General features: G+C 64.1%; 18 protein-coding genes. 9 read left to right on the plus strand and 9 right to left on the minus strand.

What is annotated here, in order from left to right; all coding sequences use genetic code 11:
• Positions 1 to 47: 47 nt before the first annotated feature.
• On the minus strand, positions 48 to 899 hold the full coding sequence (locus KMZ29_RS19030; protein WP_215620665.1) for an alpha/beta hydrolase: 852 nt from the start codon (positions 897 to 899) through the stop codon (positions 48 to 50).
• Positions 900 to 1,004: 105 nt separating this feature from the next.
• Here KMZ29_RS19030 and KMZ29_RS19035 point away from each other — a divergent pair, with 105 nt between their 5' ends.
• Complete coding sequence (locus KMZ29_RS19035; RefSeq protein ID WP_215620666.1) at positions 1,005 to 2,426, plus strand: amidase; 1,422 nt, start codon at positions 1,005 to 1,007, stop codon at positions 2,424 to 2,426.
• Positions 2,427 to 2,562: 136 nt separating this feature from the next.
• Here KMZ29_RS19035 and KMZ29_RS19040 read toward each other — a convergent pair whose 3' ends face one another.
• Positions 2,563 to 3,210, minus strand: coding sequence for a TetR/AcrR family transcriptional regulator (locus KMZ29_RS19040; protein WP_215620667.1), 648 nt, complete (start codon positions 3,208 to 3,210; stop codon positions 2,563 to 2,565).
• A 172-nt stretch (positions 3,211 to 3,382) separates the two neighbouring features.
• Between KMZ29_RS19040 and KMZ29_RS19045 the strand changes: the two genes are divergently transcribed.
• From KMZ29_RS19045 to KMZ29_RS19070, 6 genes are all read left to right on the plus strand, one after another.
• Positions 3,383 to 3,592 carry a ferredoxin gene (locus KMZ29_RS19045; protein ID WP_215620668.1) on the plus strand — a complete coding sequence of 70 codons (210 nt, stop codon included), beginning with the start codon at positions 3,383 to 3,385 and terminating at the stop codon, positions 3,590 to 3,592.
• Positions 3,593 to 3,725: 133 nt separating this feature from the next.
• Positions 3,726 to 4,925 carry a cytochrome P450 gene (locus KMZ29_RS19050; protein WP_369810140.1) on the plus strand — a complete coding sequence of 400 codons (1,200 nt, stop codon included), beginning with the start codon at positions 3,726 to 3,728 and terminating at the stop codon, positions 4,923 to 4,925.
• Between the two features lie 70 nt (positions 4,926 to 4,995).
• Positions 4,996 to 5,661 carry a sulfite oxidase-like oxidoreductase gene (locus tag KMZ29_RS19055; protein WP_215620670.1) on the plus strand — a complete coding sequence of 222 codons (666 nt, stop codon included), beginning with the start codon at positions 4,996 to 4,998 and terminating at the stop codon, positions 5,659 to 5,661.
• A 69-nt stretch (positions 5,662 to 5,730) separates the two neighbouring features.
• A complete protein-coding gene (locus KMZ29_RS19060) occupies positions 5,731 to 6,954 on the plus strand; it encodes a bifunctional alpha/beta hydrolase/OsmC family protein (RefSeq protein WP_215620671.1) in 1,224 nt (407 codons plus the stop codon).
• 173 nt (positions 6,955 to 7,127) lie between these two features.
• Entirely contained in the window at positions 7,128 to 8,081 is a 954-nt protein-coding gene (locus KMZ29_RS19065) for a fatty acid desaturase family protein (RefSeq protein ID WP_215620672.1), read from the plus strand.
• Positions 8,082 to 8,090: 9 nt separating this feature from the next.
• Positions 8,091 to 8,957 (plus strand): hypothetical protein, encoded by an 867-nt coding sequence (locus KMZ29_RS19070; protein WP_215620673.1) that lies wholly within the window; start codon positions 8,091 to 8,093, stop codon positions 8,955 to 8,957.
• Between the two features lie 52 nt (positions 8,958 to 9,009).
• On the opposite strand, the gene KMZ29_RS19075 is transcribed toward KMZ29_RS19070, so the two are convergent.
• Both KMZ29_RS19075 and KMZ29_RS19080 read right to left on the minus strand, forming a co-directional pair.
• The gene (locus KMZ29_RS19075; protein ID WP_369810034.1) at positions 9,010 to 10,080 is read right to left on the minus strand and encodes a YeeE/YedE family protein; all 1,071 of its coding nucleotides are present in this window, start codon (positions 10,078 to 10,080) and stop codon (positions 9,010 to 9,012) included.
• Positions 10,081 to 10,309: 229 nt separating this feature from the next.
• Positions 10,310 to 11,335, minus strand: coding sequence for a quinone oxidoreductase family protein (locus KMZ29_RS19080; protein WP_215620674.1), 1,026 nt, complete (start codon positions 11,333 to 11,335; stop codon positions 10,310 to 10,312).
• A 193-nt stretch (positions 11,336 to 11,528) separates the two neighbouring features.
• On the opposite strand from KMZ29_RS19080, the gene paaI reads away from it, so the two are divergent.
• On the plus strand, positions 11,529 to 11,993 hold the full coding sequence (paaI, locus tag KMZ29_RS19085) for a hydroxyphenylacetyl-CoA thioesterase PaaI (RefSeq protein ID WP_215620675.1): 465 nt from the start codon (positions 11,529 to 11,531) through the stop codon (positions 11,991 to 11,993).
• A gap of 49 nt (positions 11,994 to 12,042) precedes the next feature.
• Positions 12,043 to 13,371 carry a phenylacetate--CoA ligase PaaK gene (gene paaK / locus KMZ29_RS19090; RefSeq protein ID WP_215620676.1) on the plus strand — a complete coding sequence of 443 codons (1,329 nt, stop codon included), beginning with the start codon at positions 12,043 to 12,045 and terminating at the stop codon, positions 13,369 to 13,371.
• 121 nt (positions 13,372 to 13,492) lie between these two features.
• Here paaK and paaE read toward each other — a convergent pair whose 3' ends face one another.
• From paaE to paaA, 5 genes are all read right to left on the minus strand, one after another.
• A complete protein-coding gene (gene paaE / locus KMZ29_RS19095) occupies positions 13,493 to 14,596 on the minus strand; it encodes a 1,2-phenylacetyl-CoA epoxidase subunit PaaE (RefSeq protein ID WP_215620677.1) in 1,104 nt (367 codons plus the stop codon).
• A complete protein-coding gene (gene paaD, locus KMZ29_RS19100) occupies positions 14,587 to 15,090 on the minus strand; it encodes a 1,2-phenylacetyl-CoA epoxidase subunit PaaD (protein ID WP_215620678.1) in 504 nt (167 codons plus the stop codon). Before paaD ends, paaE begins: the two co-directional genes overlap by 10 nt.
• The gene (gene paaC / locus KMZ29_RS19105) at positions 15,084 to 15,860 is read right to left on the minus strand and encodes a 1,2-phenylacetyl-CoA epoxidase subunit PaaC (protein ID WP_215620679.1); all 777 of its coding nucleotides are present in this window, start codon (positions 15,858 to 15,860) and stop codon (positions 15,084 to 15,086) included. The genes paaD and paaC overlap by 7 nt, the downstream gene beginning before the upstream one ends.
• Before the next feature lie 189 nt (positions 15,861 to 16,049).
• On the minus strand, positions 16,050 to 16,337 hold the full coding sequence (paaB, locus tag KMZ29_RS19110) for a 1,2-phenylacetyl-CoA epoxidase subunit PaaB (RefSeq protein WP_215602761.1): 288 nt from the start codon (positions 16,335 to 16,337) through the stop codon (positions 16,050 to 16,052).
• A 17-nt stretch (positions 16,338 to 16,354) separates the two neighbouring features.
• On the minus strand, positions 16,355 to 17,350 hold the full coding sequence (gene paaA / locus KMZ29_RS19115) for a 1,2-phenylacetyl-CoA epoxidase subunit PaaA (RefSeq protein WP_215620680.1): 996 nt from the start codon (positions 17,348 to 17,350) through the stop codon (positions 16,355 to 16,357).

Here is a 17,350-nt window from a genome sequence, read left to right on the forward strand (position 1 = left end):
CTCTTTGCGGCGCCATGGAATCTTCGCTTCGCTCGCAATGACGGGACTTAAACCGCCGTCCTTTCGAACAATTGCCTGATCAGCGTCGTCACCCTCCCCTTGGGCGACAGCATTTCGTTCATGATCGTAAAGTGATTGGCGCCGGGGATTTCCTCATAGGTCACCGGCAATCCGTATTTGACGCGGTGCCCGGCGAAGTCCGAAGTTTGCTGGCGCAGCAGCGGCAGTTCGGCGTCGCCCACCACCAGCGACAGCGGTTTTAGCGCGCCGCCGGACTGCATCATGGGCGAGTTGCGGCGCGACGTCGCTTCATCGAGCCCGAGCTTGACGTTGAGATAGGAGTGCCGGATCGGCTCAAGATCGTAGACGCCTGATATCGCCATGCCCGCGCTTACATTCGGATTCGACAGCGCCATCGAGGTCAGGTGCCCTCCGGCCGACCAGCCCGACACCACGATCCCGCGCCCGTCGCCGCCAAGCGCGGGCAACTGCCCGGCGAGATAATCGATCCCCTGATGGATTTCGCCGACGATCTGGTCGAGCGTCGCATCGGGCGCCAGCGTGTAACCGATCAGCGCGACATTGATGCCATGCGCCATCGGGCCTTCGGCAAACAGCGAAAAGACTTCCTTCGCCCGGTTCTGCCAATAGCCGCCGTGGATGAACAGCAGCGTCGGCGCCTTCTCCGCGGCCTTGAGGAAATCGATCCGGTTGCGTTCGCGCGGACCGTAGCGGAGGTCGAGATGCGAGGGGTGCCGCTTGCGCATTTCGGCGGAACGCTGCTCCCAGCCGGCGACCATCTCGGCGCTGCCGGCTACCGCAACGCCGTTGTTGAGGCCGAGGTCGCGCTCCTCCTGGCTCATCTTGCGCCAGTCGGGCGTATCTGAAGGCGTCAACATGCGGGAATCTCCGGGACGGCGGCGGGTATTTCCACTTTGCCGGAAAATGTTTTACAGCACTAGGCAATCCGTGGCTTCGAGCCGGAATGAACGGGAGAAATACGAGTGGCTGATCAGGGACTGGTAAAAGCGACGGCGTGCGCCATCGTCGACAAACTCAACAAGGGCGAAGTCACGCCGCTCGATCTGCTCGACGTGCTGGAGAAGCGGATCGCCGAGGTCGACGGCAGGGTGAACGCGCTGCCGACGCTGTGCTTCGACCGCGCCCGGGCGCATGCCAAAGAACTGATGAAGAAGCCGGCCGGGAGCCGCGGCCTGCTGGCCGGCATGCCGGTTCCGATCAAGGACCTCACCAACGTCGCCGGCGTGCTGACGACGCAGGGCTCCCCGATCTACAAGGACTATGTCCCCGCGCGTTCCGATATCCTGGTCGAACATCTCGAAGCCAATGGCGGGGTGATCTACGCCAAATCCAACACGCCGGAATTCGGCGCCGGCGCCAACACGTTCAACGAAGTGTTCGGCGCGACCCGCAATCCCTGGGATACGTCGCGATCGGCCGCCGGCTCCTCCGGGGGGGCTGCGGTGGCGCTCGCCACCGGCATGGCCTGGCTGGCGCATGGTTCCGACATGGGCGGCTCGCTGCGCAATCCCGCCAGCTTCTGCGGCATCGTCGGCTTGAGGCCGAGCATCGGCCGCGTCGCGCATACGCCCGCGGCCGCGATCGACCGCAATCTCGGTGTGCAGGGCCCGATGGCGCGCAATGTCGAGGATCTCGCGCTGCTGCTCGACGCCATGAGCGGCGAGCACCCGGCCGACCCGCTGTCGCTGCCGGTGCTGCCGATCTCGTTCCTGTCGGCCGCCCGTTCCGGCAACAAGCCGAAGCGCATCGCCTATTCGCCCGATCTCGGCATCACCCCTGTCGATCCCGAGGTTGCTGCCATCACCCGCAAAGCGGCGCAGCGTTTTGCCGAAGCCGGCGCCATCGTCGAGGAAGCGCATCCGGACCTGCGCGAGGCCCATGAATGCTTCCACGTGCTGCGCGCCTTCGACTTCGCGCTCAGCAAGGCGGCGCTGCTACGCGAAAAGCGCGATCAGCTCAAGCCCGAGGTAATCTGGAACATCGAGGAAGGCCTCAAGCTCACGGTCGAGCAGCTCGAGCGTGCGGAGGCCCAGCGCGTGGCGATGACCGCGCGCACGCTGGAATTTTTCAACAGCTACGATCTCCTGCTGACGCCGGCGACCATCGTTGCGCCGTTTCCGGTCGAGAACCGCTATGTCGCCGAATGCGCCGGCAAAAAATTCGACAACTACGTCGAATGGCTCGCCATCGTCTATGCGATAACGCTGGTGTGCTGCCCGGCGCTATCTTTGCCCTGCGGGTTCACCGCGTCCGGCCTGCCGGTCGGACTGCAGATGGTGGCGCCGCCGCGCGGCGAGGCAAAGCTTCTCGCCGGCGCCAAAGTGCTGGAGGATATTCTGGGCGTGCGCGGCTCGACGCCGATCGATCCACGGCCGCCCAGATAACATCTCCGTCATGGTGAGGAGGCGCCCTCCCGGCAGCGCGCTCTTGCGCTGTCCGATACGCCGTCTCGAACCATGAGGTCGGAGTGCCTCCGCTCATCCTTCGAGACGCGCGCAGAGCGCGCTCCTCTGGATGAGGCTAGCCCGCCACGCGCGCGCCAGCACCGGCGGCCTTGATGGCGACCGACAGCGCCAGTTTGCTCTGCTCCACGATCTCCTCGACCAGTTCCTCCCGGCTGATCTGGGCAACCTGGCCGGTGAGCAGTCCCTGCTCGGCCAGCATCACCACACCGTGCAGCGCGGCCCAGATTTGCAGGGCCTGCCGCTCGCGCAACAATCCGACGGCGGGCGCTTCCAGCGCTTCCAGCACGAGGCCGAACGTTTCAAAGGCTGCGTTGTGCAGCTCGCTGCCTTTCGACGCACAGGCCATGGTTCGCGACGCGAACATCAAGCGGTAGATCCCGTTGCGGCGCAGACCGAAAGAAAGCGTGGCCTGCGCGAGGCGCGACAGCTTCGATTGTTTCGACGGCCCGCTGATCGACTCCCGCAGCATGGCGGAAAATTGCCGGAAGGCCTCCGCCGTGACCGCCGCCAGCAAGGCCTCGCGGTCGGCGAAATGCCGGTACGGCGCCGGTTGCGAGACGCCGAGCTTTTTTGCGAGCGCCTTGAGGCTGATGGCTTCCGGGCCGCCCTGCTCCGCCTCGGCAAGTGCGGCCTGAACCAGGGCGTCGCGGAGATCGCCGTGGTGATAGGTATTGAGCGGTTTGCGGGCTAACCGAGGCGGCATCTGCGTCCTGATCTCTGACTTTTCACTTGACACCACAACCGCGGCACGAATGTAATATGCTATAATTTAACGGCGCAGCCAATACGGTCAGCGCCGTTAGAATAATAAGACAGCAAGTGGAAACGCAACACGGCAGCAAGGCTGCAGGTGAGTTTGGGGAGAAGCGCGTCAGATGGCCGGAAAACTCAAAATCCACATCGATCAGGATAAGTGTCAGGGCCATGCCCGCTGCAAGGCGCTGGCGCCCGAGCTGTTCGAACTCGACGAGTTCGGCAATGCGCACGAAACCGGCGACGGCTCCGTGCCCGCCGGGTTAGAGGACAAGGCATGGCTCGCCAAGGCCAATTGCCCTGAAATCGCGATTGAAGTCACCGAAGAGTAACTGCTTCACGCCTGTGGCGTCGATTTGAAGCTGCTGACCAATCTTTAGCGCAATCGTTGATCCAGCGAACGAACCAGAGGAATTTACCCTGATGTCCGATCCCGCCCGCGCCATTCCCGATGCCGCCCCCGCCATGCCCGAGCATCCTCCCGTCACCGATTGGGTGCACGATTTCGACCACACCGATCCGCACTGGACGGAAAATCCGTATCCGATCTGGGATGAATTGCGGGCGGCATCGCCGGTGGTTCATACCGACCGCTTCCTCGGCTGCTACATGCCGACCACCTACGAAGCGGTGAGGGAGATCGCCCACGACACCACGCATTTCTCCTCGCGCCGCGTCATCGTCCGCGACGTCCGGCCGCCGATTACCAACACCGCGCCGCCGATCACCTCCGATCCGCCGGAGCACAAGCCCGCCAAGCAGCTGCTGCTGCCGCCGTTCACGCCCGACGCGATGAAGAAGCTCGAGCCCCGGGTTCGCGCGATCTGCAACGAGCTGATCGACGAGTTCATTGCCGAGGGCAAATGCGACGCCGCGGCGCGCTACACCAAGCACATTCCGGTCCGCGCCATCGCCCACATGCTCGGCATCCCGGAAAAGGACAGCGACCAATTCATCAAGTGGATCCACGAAATTCTCGAGCTCGGCATCAAGGACGACGCCACCATGATGCGCGCGGTCCAGGAGATGACCGGCTATTTCCACGGCCATATCGAGGCGCGCAAGAAGAACCCCACCGACGACCTGATCACGACGATGATGAACGCCCGCGACAAGAGCGGCCAGCCGCTATCGGACGGACACGTGCTGGGCTCATTGCGGCTGTTATTGATCGCCGGCATCGACACTACCTGGAGCGCGATCGGCGCTTCATTGTGGCATCTGGCGAAAACGCCAGCGGATCGCGAGCGTCTCATCGCCGAGCCGGAACTGATGCCGACCGCGATCGAGGAACTGCTGCGCGCCTATGCGCCGGTAACGATGGCGCGCGAGGTGATGAAGGATACCGTGATCAGCGGCTGCCCGGTCAAATCGGGCAATATGGTGCTGCTGTCGTTCCCCTCTGCCAACCGCGACCCCGCCATGTTCCCCGACGCCGACAAGGTCGTGATCGATCGCAAGGAGAACCGCCACGCCGCCTTCGGACTCGGCATTCACCGCTGCGTCGGCTCCAACCTCGCGCGCATGGAAATGACGGTCGCGATCGAGGAATGGCTGAAGCGGATCCCGGACTTCGGGCTCGACCCGGCCAGTCAGGTCAGATGGTCGGAAGGCACCGTGCGGGGGCCGCGGCAGCTTCCGGTGCTGTTCGGGAAATCGGCCTGAGGCGTTCGCTTCTCCTCATGGCTCCATGCTAGACTTTCGGTTCCGATCAAAACGGAGCCGAAGGTCCGGTATGGCCGAACAGGACGAACCGCCTCCCGACAGCAAACTGACGCGCAGCAAGCAGCGCTGGGCGCAGGAGGGCCGCTTCCTCACCGGCATGCCTTCCCGTCCCGGGGAACAGCGCCTGCCGCCGGGGCAGCATCTGACCCGGGACTGGCCGACGCTCGACCTCGGCCTGACCCCGAATATCTCCAGGGAGCGCTGGCGCCTCGACGTCTACGGCGCGGTCGAGAATCCGCTGTTCTGGGATTTTGCGGAATTCACCGCGCAGCCGCAGGCGAAATTCGTTTCCGACATCCATTGCGTGACGACCTGGTCGCGTTACGACAACCGGTGGGAGGGGCTTTCGACCCGCGATCTGCTCGACGCCTGCCGGCCGCGCGACGAGGCGCGCTTCGTCGTGCTGCATTCCCACGACGGCTACACTACCAATCTCGCGCTGGAGGATCTCGCCGCCGAGGATGCCCTGCTCGCGCATAGCTGGTCCGACGCGCCGCTGGAAGCCGAACATGGCGGCCCTGTGCGGCTGGTGGTGCCGCATCTCTATTTCTGGAAAAGCGCGAAGTGGCTGCAGAGCATCGAGTTGCTGGCCGAGGATGCACCTGGCTATTGGGAAGTCCGCGGCTACCACAACCGCGGCGATCCCTGGAAGGAAGAGCGCTATTCCGGCGACTAGTTCGACTGCCAGCGTTCAACGACACCTCTCCCATCGGGAGAGGTGAAGACCAGCACATGGAGGCCAACCGTGCCGACTGAACGTTTCCAATTCACGAGTGAGGGCGGCCATCAGTTAGCGGCGTCGCTGGATTTGCCGGAAGGAACGCCGCTCGCCTATGCGCTGTTCGCGCACTGCTTCACGTGCGGCAAGGACGTGCTGGCCGCCAAGCGCATCGCGGCGGCGCTCGCCGCCAAGGGCATCGCGGTGTTGCGCTTCGACTTCACCGGCCTCGGCTCCAGCGAGGGCGATTTTGCCAACTCGACCTTCTCCTCGAACGTCGCCGACCTGGTGCGGGCCGCCGACCACCTGCGCGAAACCAGGAAAGCGCCGGCGATCCTGATCGGCCACAGCCTCGGCGGCGCCGCCATCCTCGCCGCCGCCGGGCAAATTCCCGACGCGAAAGCGGTCGTCACCATCGCAGCACCTTCCGACCCCGCCCACGTCACCGGCCTGTTCAGGGATCGCATCGAGGACATCCGCAAGCACGGCAAGGTGGAAGTCCAGCTCGCCGGCCGGCCGTTCCACATCACCAGCGAGTTTCTCGACGATATCGCCGGGCACAGCCTGATGGCGGAGGTGACGAATTTGCACAAGGCGCTGCTGATCATGCATTCGCCGACCGACGACACCGTCGGCATCGACAACGCCACGCATATCTTCGTGGCGGCCAGGCATCCCAAGAGTTTTGTTTCGCTGGCGGGCGCCGATCACCTGCTTTCCGGCAAGCGCGACGCGTCCTATGTCGCCGGCGTCATCGTCGCCTGGGCGGAACGCTATGTCGATCTCGCCCTGCCCGAGCAGCCTTCCGTTTCAGGCAACACGCCGCGCAGCGTCGTGGTGCGCGAGACCGGCACCGGCAAGTTCCAGCAGACCATTTCGGTCGGGCCGCATCGGATGGTCGCCGACGAACCCATTGCCGCCGGCGGCGACGACACCGGACCGGGACCCTATGATCTCGTGCTGGCCGGCCTTGGCGCCTGCACCTCGATGACCATGCGCATGTATGCCGACCGCAAATCGCTGCCGCTGGAACGCGTCACGGTGACGCTGAACCACAGCAAGATTCATGCGGAAGATTGCGCCGAATGCGAGACCAGGGCCGGCATGCTCGACCGGTTCGACCGGGTGATATCAATGGAAGGCGCGCTCGACGCCGAGCAGCGCGAGAAATTGATGGAAATCGCCGACAAGTGCCCGGTGCACCGCACCCTCACCTCGGAGATCCGTATCGTAACATCAGCGGCGGATTGACGAACAGTCGAGCGGGCGTATCATCAATTCCATGGCCTCGTGGTTCGAAACGCGCGGCGTTGCCGCGCTCCTCACCACGAGGGTCAGAGACCTCATCCTGAGGAGCATCGCGAAAGCGATGCGTCTCGAAGGATGAAGCCCCCGAGCCGAAAATTGCATTGAGAGAACTGCCCATGCCGATGGTGGCCCGCGTCGACCCCAAAACGGTCTTTACGCCGGAGGAGTGGAGCCGGCTGACGTCGCGCAGTTCGCCGCGCGGCATGTGGCTGGTGCTCCACGCCTGGGGCACCATCGCCGCGACCATCGCGCTGGTGATGCTATGGCCGAATCCACTGACCTGGCTGATCGCGGTAATGGTGGTCGGCACCCGCCAGTTGGGCCTCGCCATCCTGATGCATGAGGCCGCGCATGGCGGACTGCACGGCAACAAGGCGATCAATGAATGGGTCGGGCAATGGCTGTGCGCAGTGCCGGTCGGGGCCGACCTCGCCAGCTACCGCTCGTATCACTTGCAGCACCACAAGTTCACCCAGCAGCCGGAAGACCCCGACCTCTCGCTGTCGGCGCCGTTTCCGATCACGAAGGAGAGCTACACTCGCAAGGCGATCCGCGATCTCACCGGGCAAACTTTTGTCAAACAGCGGCTGCCGTTGTTCCTGTCGCTGTTCCGCCGCAAGGACGGCGACGATAAGGTGTCGCACGAAAGCTTCGTCTCCAGCGGTGCCGACAAGATGGCGCGTTTTCTTGGCGTGAACGCCTTGATGTTCGCGCTGTTCTGGCTGGCGGGCGCCGGCATCTGGTACTGGGCCGTGTGGGTGGTCGGGATGGCGACCTGGCTGCCGCTGGTGACGCGGATCCGCAACATCGCCGAGCACGCCTGCACTTCCACGGGAGAAGACCCGTTCAGCCACGCCCGCACCACGCTCGCGAGTCCGCTCGAGCGGTTACTGATCGCGCCCTATTGGGTGAACTATCACGCCGAGCACCATCTGTTCATGTACCTGCCGTGCTACCGGCTGCCGGAAGCGCATCGGCTATTGACCGAGAAGGGTCTGATCAAGCGGATGGAAGTGCGCCCCGGTTATCTCGAGGTGATGCGTCTGGCGACATCACGAGCGCGAGCTTGAGCTCGACCAATGTCACTCGTGATTGCCCATGCGTGCGACGACATCGGATTTATGGTTGGTGACACCCTTCTGAGCCACGAGCGCTTCCAGTTACGTGACGATATCGGCCCCGTGAATGGCGAATTCCACGGCCTGAAAATTCAAGTACTGAACGGAACGATAGCGGTCGCTTACGCTGGGCATTTTCAATCCGCGTACCGGACCATCTGCGACCTTTACGCAACCCTCAAGCGCACTCCGAGCCTCGATCCTGTTCAAGGGATCGTCGATAGGCCAAGCCTTGATCAGTGCGAATTTCTCGTCTTGTTAAACGAGTCCCACAAGAAGCAACTGTTTCGGATCGCTGACCACCAGGCACAACGATGCGAGCGCGCATATATTGGGGACCAAGATGAGTATCATCGATTTTCCGAGATCCGGAGGCCATATGAAGGGCCTCCCGTTCGTCACTCGCAGAACGCAGAGGGATCAGACGCCGCCGTTCCCGTTACCGAGGGAGAAAAAGAATTCGATGTTGTCTCGAATGCACTGGAAGCGTTGACACGTGAGAGGGTGGGACGAAAACATCCGACTGTTGGCGCCATCAGCGGTTGTGTCATTCGGGTTGTCGACGCAAGGATCTCAAGAGACCTTGAATACTTACAAGCAGTCGAGGTTTCTCATTTTCCTTGGGAGCCGCACTCAGGCTATACGCTCCTCGCCTCGAATACGGATCACCGTGGCGTCGGCATCTATTTTCGCTCCGGGCATCGTGGATTTGTGCTCCCCGTTTGTGGAGACGACACGTGTGTTGCCCTCTCAGAGCCGACACTAGACAGCTTTGTCGCGGCAGCGCGGGACCGGTTTGGAATGCATTTGATTGGGGGTACGTGGTAAAAGAGGAGCCGTTACGAACGTCCGGGGCAACTCACCCACGAACTAGAGAACGTCAACTCACATCCTGCGCCGGCACCAGCGGCTGCACGCGTAGCGCGCCGCGCAGGCCCGCTGCCGTCCCTAACAGAATCCCGGCGACTGCGACGAACGACGCCAGCGCCAGCGTCGACAGGCCGGTCAGGCCTTGCCCGATCGAGCAGCCATAGGCCATCGCGCCGCCCGCGCCCATCAGCGCCGCGCCGGCAATCGAGCGCAGCATGTGGCGCGGCGAATTGAAGCCTTCCCAATGGAAGCGACGCGTCGCCAGCGCCGTCAGCAGGCTTCCGGCGAACACGCCAGCCACCATGGCGACGCCGAAATTCAGCGTCAGCCCGGTCGACAGCATGACGTACTGCACGCCATCGGCGATCGGCGCGATGAAGGTCAGCGACGTCACCGCGGCGGGATTGAAATCGTCGGCGCCGAGAAAGCCGGTCGCGAACCATCCCGCGGTGGCCAGCAGGCCGACCGCGAGCCCGGCCGCGATCTGCCCCCAGGCGCGCTGGAACGGCGCATGCGCGAACGCAAAGATGATCAGGGCGCCTGAGATGGCGGACGCCGCCAGCATGCGGGCGAACGTCTCGCTGAGGCCAAACGCCGACAGCAGCGCCGGCAACGAGATGATCTTCGGCGCGGTCTGCGACATCTGCAGCACCGCGACGCGGGGCGGCGCGATCAGGCCTTTCAGCGTCATCTGTGCGGCGATGCCGAGCACGATCACCACCACGAACGAACGCAGATTGCCGCGCCCGAGCAGCACCAGCGCGCGCGAGCCGCAGCCGTTCGACAGCACCATGCCGTAACCGAACAGCAAACCGCCGGCGAACATCAGCGGCGCCGAGAACGACGGCTGCAGATAGATCGTCTTGCCGAGATCGACGACGCCGCCGGCGGCGAGAAGCTGCGTTGCCGCGATCGCGACGCCGAGCGCCAGCGCGTAGGTCCGGACCAGGCGGCTGTCGCCGTCGGCCCACCAGCCGCGCAGGCTACTGAGCAGACAGAAGCCGCTCAACAGGCCGACCGCGCCATAGGCGAGACCGATCGCGAGGCCGCTCACCACGACAATATTGTCCACGCCCTGCACTGGATTTTTCCCTTGGCTTTCGCGGCCAAAGATGGCCGGCACGGCTCAATTAAGCTGCAAAATCAGCCGTGCTATAGCGTCCGCCGCATGGGCCAGTCCACGGCTTGCAAACACAAAGAATGAAGCTGTCGCGTACCTCGCCACAGGGAGAATAAAACCTTCGCTCTCAATCGAAATGCGAATGGTTTCGTCCCCGCTGCGGAAGCGCGAAATGAAGGGATCGGATAGCTTATGCCGGCCGCAGGATAACGCGGTCGCGCGAGGAGCCGGCCACCGCGACATAGGCGGCCTTCGCCTGTTCCAGCGGATAGATCGCACTCGGCAAAATCGGGAACGGCTTCAGATGCCCGCTGGCGAAACCGGGACCGAGCTCCCGCAGCACCGCCCCGGTCGCGATCGATGACAGCGCCAGCGTATCGATGCCGACATAGGTGTGCTGGCCGCGATAGAACTCGAGGATGTTGAACTGCACGATGCGGTCGACCGCGGCGATCAGTATCTGGCGTCCGCGCAAGGCCAGCGATTTGTGCGCCGCCTGGAAATAGGGATCGCCGACGGTGTTGAAGACGATGTCGGCGCCCTTGCCCTCCGTCAGCTCGCGGACGCGCGCGGCAACGTCGCTTGCGGAAGCGTCGATCACTTCGACCTTGCCGTTGGCGTGGCCTTCGTACGGTTCGCTCTTGCGTACCACGCCGATCACATCGGCGCCGTGCCAGCTCGCGATCTGCACTGCGGCCTGGCCGACCTTGCCGTTGACGCCCATCACCAGCACTGTATCGCCCTGCTTCGGCATGCCGGCGCGGCGAAAGCCTTCGATCGCGGTGACGAAGGGTACGCCGATCCCGGCCGCCTCCTCCCACGAGATATTGCGGGGCTTGTCGACCACGGCCTCGGTTTCCACCTGGAGATGCGTGGCATGGGTGCCGTCGCGCCGGATCCCGAGATCGCCCGAGGAGCCGAATACTTCGCGCCCGATCCAGTCGGCCGGCCCGTCGATCACAACGCCGGCGTAATCGCGGCCGGGCGTGCGCGGAAACACCGCGTAAGCCATCAGGCCGGTAGCGGCCTTCACGTCGGAGGGATTGACCGCCGCCGCCTTGACCTCGATCAGCAGCTCGTTCAAGGCCCGCGACAGCGTACGCTGCTCGACCACCGGCGCCAGCGAGGCCGGATTGTCCGCCTTCGCCAGCAGCCGCACGCAGCGCGCCTCGACGGCAACCGGCGGGCCATTTGGTTTTGGGGGGGCGGGTATCATGGGTCTTCCCGATTTGTGGCGATTTCCAGCGATTTGACGCCCGCAGGGATCGTTGACACCATGGTGGCTTCGCATCATGACTAACCGACTGATCGCTGAGTTCAAGAGGCTTGTTGCAACAGGCCCGCAGCGGCCTTGAACCGGCCTTGGGGAGAACGCTCTTGCATCCGATCCTGCTCGCGGGGAACCCGCAGTGAACGTCAAGGCCACGCTGTCGCCGGACGATCTCGCGCGCGCCTGCGCGGACGCGATGTGGAAGGAAGACGACGCCAGCCAGGGTCTCGGCATGGAGATTCTGCGGATCAGGGCCGGCGAAGCCGTCATGTCGATGACGGTCAAGCCGCATATGGTCAACGGCCACGGCATCGCCCATGGCGGCTTCATTTTCCTGCTGGCGGATTCGACCTTCGCCTTTGCCTGCAACTCCCACAACGAGCGCGCCGTGGCGGCGCAGTGCAACATCACCTTCATCCGGCCGGGCAAGCTCGGCGACCGGCTGGTGGCGACAGCGCGGGAGATCTCGCGAACCGGCCGTTCCGGGATCTACGACGTGCGCGTCACCGTCGATGACACAGCGATTGCCGAGTTGCGCGGCCATTCCCGCACCATCGGCGGCGCCTGGGTGCCGGCCGCCGCCACGGACGCCAAGGCGCGATAGAGCGCCGATTTCAGGAAACCTGCCAGGCACAACTCCCAGGAACAATTCGATGGCTTCGACGAACCTTCAATCCAGGGGAAGTTATAGCGCCGAGCTGGACCAGGCCGAGCGGGCATCGCGCGACGAGATCACCGCGCTGCAGACCGGGCGCATGGCGTGGTCGCTGGCGCATGCCTACGATAATGTCGCGCATTACAGACGCGCCTTCGACGAGGCCGGGGTGAAGCCGGCCGATTTCCGGCAATTGTCGGACTTGAAGAATTTCCCGTTCACGGTGAAGACCGACCTGCGCGACAATTACCCGTTCAACATGTTTGCGGTACCGCGCGAGAAACTGGTCCGCGTCCACGCCTCATCCGGCACCACGGGCAAGCCGATCGTAGTCGGCTATACCCAGGCCGACATCGACATGTGGGCGGACGTGATGGCGCGCTCGATCCGCGCCGCGGGCGGCCGCAGCGGCATGATCATCCACAACGCCTATGGCTATGGCCTGTTCACCGGCGGCCTTGGCGTGCACTACGGCGCGGAAAAACTCGGCTGTACCGTGGTGCCGGTGTCCGGCGGCATGACCGAACGGCAGGTGCAGCTGATCAACGATTTCCGGCCCGACATCATCACGGTGACGCCGAGCTACATGCTTGCGATCCTGGACGAGTTCAAGCGCCAGGGACTCGACCCGCGCAAGTCATCCCTGAAGATCGGGATTTTCGGTGCCGAGCCCTGGACCAATGCGATGCGCACCGAGATCGAGCAGTCGTTCGACATGGATGCCACCGACATCTACGGACTGTCCGAGGTGATCGGCCCCGGCGTGGCGCAGGAATGCATCGAGACCAAGGACGGCCTGCACATCTGGGAGGATCATTTCTACCCGGAAGTGATCGACCCGGAGACCGGCGCGGTATTGCCCGACGGCGAAAAGGGCGAACTGGTTTTCACTTCGCTGACCAAGCAAGCGTTCCCGATCATCCGCTATCGCACCCGTGACCTGACCCGGCTGCTGCCGGGCACGGCGCGGCCGGGCATGCGGCGGATGGAGAAGGTCACCGGGCGCTCCGACGACATGATCATCCTGCGCGGCGTCAATGTGTTCCCGACCCAGATCGAGGAAGTGCTGCTCGGCACCGACTGGTGCGGCGGCCACTTCATCATCGAACTGACCCGCGAAGGACGCATGGACGAGATGACGGTGGTGGCGGAGGCGCGGCCGGAACTCTGGGACGAGAGCGGGCTGGTCGAGCACACCGAGCGCGTCACCGCCTATATCAAGAACACCATCGGCATCACCGCCCGGATCCGCGCCGTGCCGCCGGAGACGCTGGAGCGCTCGCTCGGCAAGGCCAGGCGCGTGTTCGACAAGCGGCCGAAGGATTAGTCCACCCACCGCCGTCATTCCGGGGCAGCCCGCAGGGCTGAATCCGGAATCTCGCGGCAATAACTTCCGGATTCCGGGTTCGCGCTAACGCGCGCCCCGGAATGACGGGGATGAGCACACGCTAAACGTGATCGTAATCCACCACGACCTTGTCCGTGGTCGGCCGCGCCTGGCAGGTGAGGATGAACCCTGCCTCGAGCTCCCACGGCTCCAGCGAGTAATTCACTGCCATCTCGGCCTTGCCCTCGACCAGCTTGGCGCGGCAGGTCGAGCACATGCCGCCCTTGCAGGCGAACGGCAGGTCCACGCCGCCGCGCAAGGCGGCGTCGAGAATGGCCTCGCCTTCGGCGACCGGCACCTCGCGGCGCTTGCCGTCGATGATGAGTGCAGCATGGGCCTTCGGCGGCGCGCTCGCCGGCACCACCGTCTTGGGACGCGGCTTGCCGCCGAGTCCGGAGACGAAACGCTCGACGTGGATGCGGTCGGCTGAAATGCCGATGTCGCGGCAGGTCGCCTCGACATCCTCGCTCATGCCGGTGGGACCGCAGATGAAGACGTGATCGACCGACGCCGCCGGGACCAGCGAACGCAGCAGCACCCTCACCTTGTCGCCGTCGAGCCGGCCGTGCAGGATCGGGATGTCCTGCTCTTCGCCCGAGATCACATGGAACACCGATAGCCGCTGCAGATAGCGATCTTTCAGCTCCTCCAGCGCCTCGCGAAACAACATGCCTGATGTCGAGCGGTTGCCGTAGAACAGAAAGAAGCGGCTGTCCGGTTCGCGCGCCAGCACGCCCTTGACGATGGAGAGGATCGGCGTGATGCCGGAGCCGGCGGCGAAGCCGACATAGACCCGTGCCTCGCCGGGCGCCGGCGCCACGCCGAAGCGGCCGGTCGGGGTCATGACATCGAGCTCGTCACCGGCCTTCAATTCGTCGGCGGCCCAACTCGAGAACGCGCCGCCGTCGACCTTCTTCACCGCGATGCGCAGTTCGCCGTCGTCGGGCCCCGAGCAGATCGAATAGGAGCGGCGCACCTCCTCGCCGTCCATCGTCGTGCGCAAGGTCAGATACTGGCCCGGTGAAAAGCTGTAATCGCCGGCGAGCTCCTTCGGAATCGCAAAGGTCAGCGACACCGCATCCGGCGATTCACGGCGCAGATCGTCGACGGCGAGACGGTGAAAACGGGGTGCGTGGGACAATGACGCCTCAACGATCAGTGACATTTGAAATAGTCGAACGGTTCACGGCAGCTCTTGCAGCGCCACAGCGCCTTGCAGGAGGTCGAGCCGAATTCGGACAGCACTTCGGTATTTGCGGAGCCGCATTGCGGGCACGCCACCTGCTGCACCCCGAACAGCGCGCGGCGGGAGCCTGCGGCTTGCGGCGGCGCGATGCCATACTCCCTGAGCTTGCGGCGGCCGTCCTCGCTCATCCAGTCGGTGGTCCAGGCCGGCGACAGCACGGTGCGCACTTTCGAATTGCGGAAACCTTCGCGTTCCAGCGCCATCTCGATTTCGAGCGTGATCATGTTCATCGCGGGGCAGCCGGAATAGGTCAGCGTGATCGCGACTTCGACCTGGCCATCGTTGATCGCGACGTCGCGGAGCACGCCGAGATCGGCGATGGTCAGCACGGGAATTTCGGGATCGACCACGGTCGCCGCGGTATCCCACGCGTGTTGCCGCAACCCGGCATCGCTGAATACAGTGCTCACCATGCGACCCCCGGAAAGGTCCGCTGCATCGATTGCAGCTCGCTGAGCAAATGCCCGAGATGCTCGCTGTGCCGGCCATCGCGGCCGCCCTGCTGCATCCAGTCGTTGCTGGGCAGAACCAGCGTCGCCTCGCCCACGACTCCGGAGACCGTGTCGAGCCATTGCGAACGCAAGCCCGCGGGATCGACGGCAATGCCGGCATCGAACAGGGCACGCTCGCCGGCATCCACCTCGAACATTTCGCCGGTGAAGGCCCAGAGATCGTCGACGGCGGTTTGCGCGCGGGCGTGGCTCTCCTCGGTGCCGTCGCCGAGCCGAACGATCCATTCCGACGAATGCCGCAGATGATAGGCGCTTTCCTTCTCGGACTTTGCCGCGATCGCCGCCAGCGTGGCGTCGCTCGACTTCATCATCGCGCGCCAATAGAGGTCGGCGAAGGCCGAGTAGAAAAGCTGCCGCACCATGGTGCGCGCGAAATCGCCGTTCGGCTGCTCCAGCAGCAGCAGATTGCGGTACTGCCTGACGTCGCGCAGGTAGGCCAGCTTGTCTTCGTCGTTACCCTTGCCTTCGACCTCGGCCGCGTAGGAATAGAGTTCGCGGGCCTGACCGAGCAGATCGAGAGCCATATTGGCGAGCGCCATATCCTCCTCGAGGATCGGCGCATGGCCGCACCATTCCGACAGCCGGTGCCCGAGAATCAGCGCATCGTCGGCACGGCGCAGCGTGTACAGCACCAGCGGGGTTTCGGAGACCTGGATAGAAGCGGTTGCCATATTGTCTAACCTGCTTGCGCTGACAGTATTGTCGTCATTGCGAGGAGCGAAGCGACGAAGCAATCCAGTCTTTCTTGGGCTATGGATTGCTTCGCGGAGCCTGCCATCGGGCGCGCTTTCGCGCGACCCGTTGGCTCGCAATGACGGCTTCAAAATCCGAAAAACGCGCCTCACCATGAGGATCGAAAGTCACATGTGCCCGACTTCCTCGGGCACCTCGTAAAACGTCGGATGGCGGTAGATCTTGGATTCCGCCGGCTCGAACATCATGGCCTTGTCGGCCGGATCGGACGCGGTGATCGCGCTCGACGGCACCACCCAGATCGACAGCCCCTCGCCGCGGCGGGTGTAGAGGTCGCGCGCGGCCTGTACCGCCATCGTGGCGTCGGAGGCATGCAGCGAGCCGACATGCTTGTGCGCGAGCCCATTGCGGCTGCGAATGAAGACTTCCCACAGCGGGGTATTCGGCGTGGACATGACGATCTCCCTCAACTCTATTCGGCGGCTTGCGCGACTTGCCGGCGCTTGCGTTTCTCGGCATAGGCCTGGGCCGCCTCGCGGACCCAGGCGCCGTCGTCATGCGCCTTGCGCCGCGCCGCCATCCGGTCGCGGTTGCAAGGGCCGTTGCCAGCCAGCACCTGCTTGAATTCTTCCCAGTCGATCGCACTGTATTCCCAGTGCCCGGTCGCCGGGTTCTGCTTCATGCCGGGATCGGGAATTGTCAGGCCGAGATACTGCGCCTGCGGCACGGTGGCATCGACGAATTTCTGGCGCAGCTCGTCATTGGAGAAGCGCTTGATCTTCCATCTGGTCGAGGTGTCGCTGTGCTGGCTCACCTGGTCGGGCGGCCCGAACATCATCAGCACCGGCCACCACCAGCGGTTCAGCGCGTCCTGCGCCATCGTCTTCTGCTCCTCGGAGCCGCGCGCCAGCGTCAGCATGATTTCGTAACCCTGCCGCTGGTGAAAGGATTCCTCCTTGCAGACGCGGATCATCGCGCGCGCATAGGGACCGTAGGAGCAGCGGCACAGCGGGATCTGGTTCATGATCGCCGCGCCATCGACCAGCCAGCCGATCACGCCGATGTCGGCCCAGGTCAGGGTCGGATAGTTGAAGATCGAGGAATATTTGGCCTTGCCGGCCAGCATCTGATCGACCAGTTCCTCGCGCGAGGCCCCTAACGTCTCCGCCGCGGCATAGAGATAGAGCCCGTGGCCGCATTCGTCCTGCACCTTGGCGAGCAGGGCTGCCTTGCGGCGCAGCGACGGCGCGCGCGTGATCCAGTTGCCTTCCGGCAGCATGCCGACGATTTCGGAATGGGCGTGTTGGGAAATCTGCCGCGTCAGCGTCTTGCGATAGGCCGCCGGCATCCAGTCGTTCGGCTCGATGCGCTCCTCGGCATCGATGCGCGCCTGAAACGCCGCCGCGTGCGCGGCGTCCTCGATATTGCGGTCATCAGCGTCGGACGTGTTGAGCGCCTGCGTGTACAT

This window comes from Bradyrhizobium sediminis, assembly GCF_018736085.1.
In the GTDB taxonomy this organism is placed as follows: Bacteria; Pseudomonadota; Alphaproteobacteria; order Rhizobiales; family Xanthobacteraceae; genus Bradyrhizobium; species Bradyrhizobium sediminis.

Excerpts from the sequence above, each read along its gene's own strand:
- KMZ29_RS19065 (WP_215620672.1), top strand. The coding sequence starts at position 7,128 with ATGCCGATGGTGGCCCGCGTCGACCCCAAAACGGTCTTTACGCCGGAG.
- paaB (WP_215602761.1), bottom strand. The coding sequence starts at position 16,337 with ATGTCCACGCCGAATACCCCGCTGTGGGAAGTCTTCATTCGCAGCCGC.
- paaA (WP_215620680.1), bottom strand. The coding sequence starts at position 17,350 with ATGTACACGCAGGCGCTCAACACGTCCGACGCTGATGACCGCAATATC.
- KMZ29_RS19045 (WP_215620668.1), top strand. The coding sequence starts at position 3,383 with ATGGCCGGAAAACTCAAAATCCACATCGATCAGGATAAGTGTCAGGGC.
- KMZ29_RS19030 (WP_215620665.1), bottom strand. The coding sequence starts at position 899 with ATGTTGACGCCTTCAGATACGCCCGACTGGCGCAAGATGAGCCAGGAG.
- paaK (WP_215620676.1), top strand. The coding sequence starts at position 12,043 with ATGGCTTCGACGAACCTTCAATCCAGGGGAAGTTATAGCGCCGAGCTG.
- paaE (WP_215620677.1), bottom strand. The coding sequence starts at position 14,596 with ATGTCACTGATCGTTGAGGCGTCATTGTCCCACGCACCCCGTTTTCAC.
- KMZ29_RS19070 (WP_215620673.1), top strand. The coding sequence starts at position 8,091 with ATGTCACTCGTGATTGCCCATGCGTGCGACGACATCGGATTTATGGTT.
- KMZ29_RS19080 (WP_215620674.1), bottom strand. The coding sequence starts at position 11,335 with ATGATACCCGCCCCCCCAAAACCAAATGGCCCGCCGGTTGCCGTCGAG.
- KMZ29_RS19050 (WP_369810140.1), top strand. The coding sequence starts at position 3,726 with ATGCCCGAGCATCCTCCCGTCACCGATTGGGTGCACGATTTCGACCAC.
- paaD (WP_215620678.1), bottom strand. The coding sequence starts at position 15,090 with ATGGTGAGCACTGTATTCAGCGATGCCGGGTTGCGGCAACACGCGTGG.
- paaC (WP_215620679.1), bottom strand. The coding sequence starts at position 15,860 with ATGGCAACCGCTTCTATCCAGGTCTCCGAAACCCCGCTGGTGCTGTAC.
- KMZ29_RS19055 (WP_215620670.1), top strand. The coding sequence starts at position 4,996 with ATGGCCGAACAGGACGAACCGCCTCCCGACAGCAAACTGACGCGCAGC.
- KMZ29_RS19040 (WP_215620667.1), bottom strand. The coding sequence starts at position 3,210 with ATGCCGCCTCGGTTAGCCCGCAAACCGCTCAATACCTATCACCACGGC.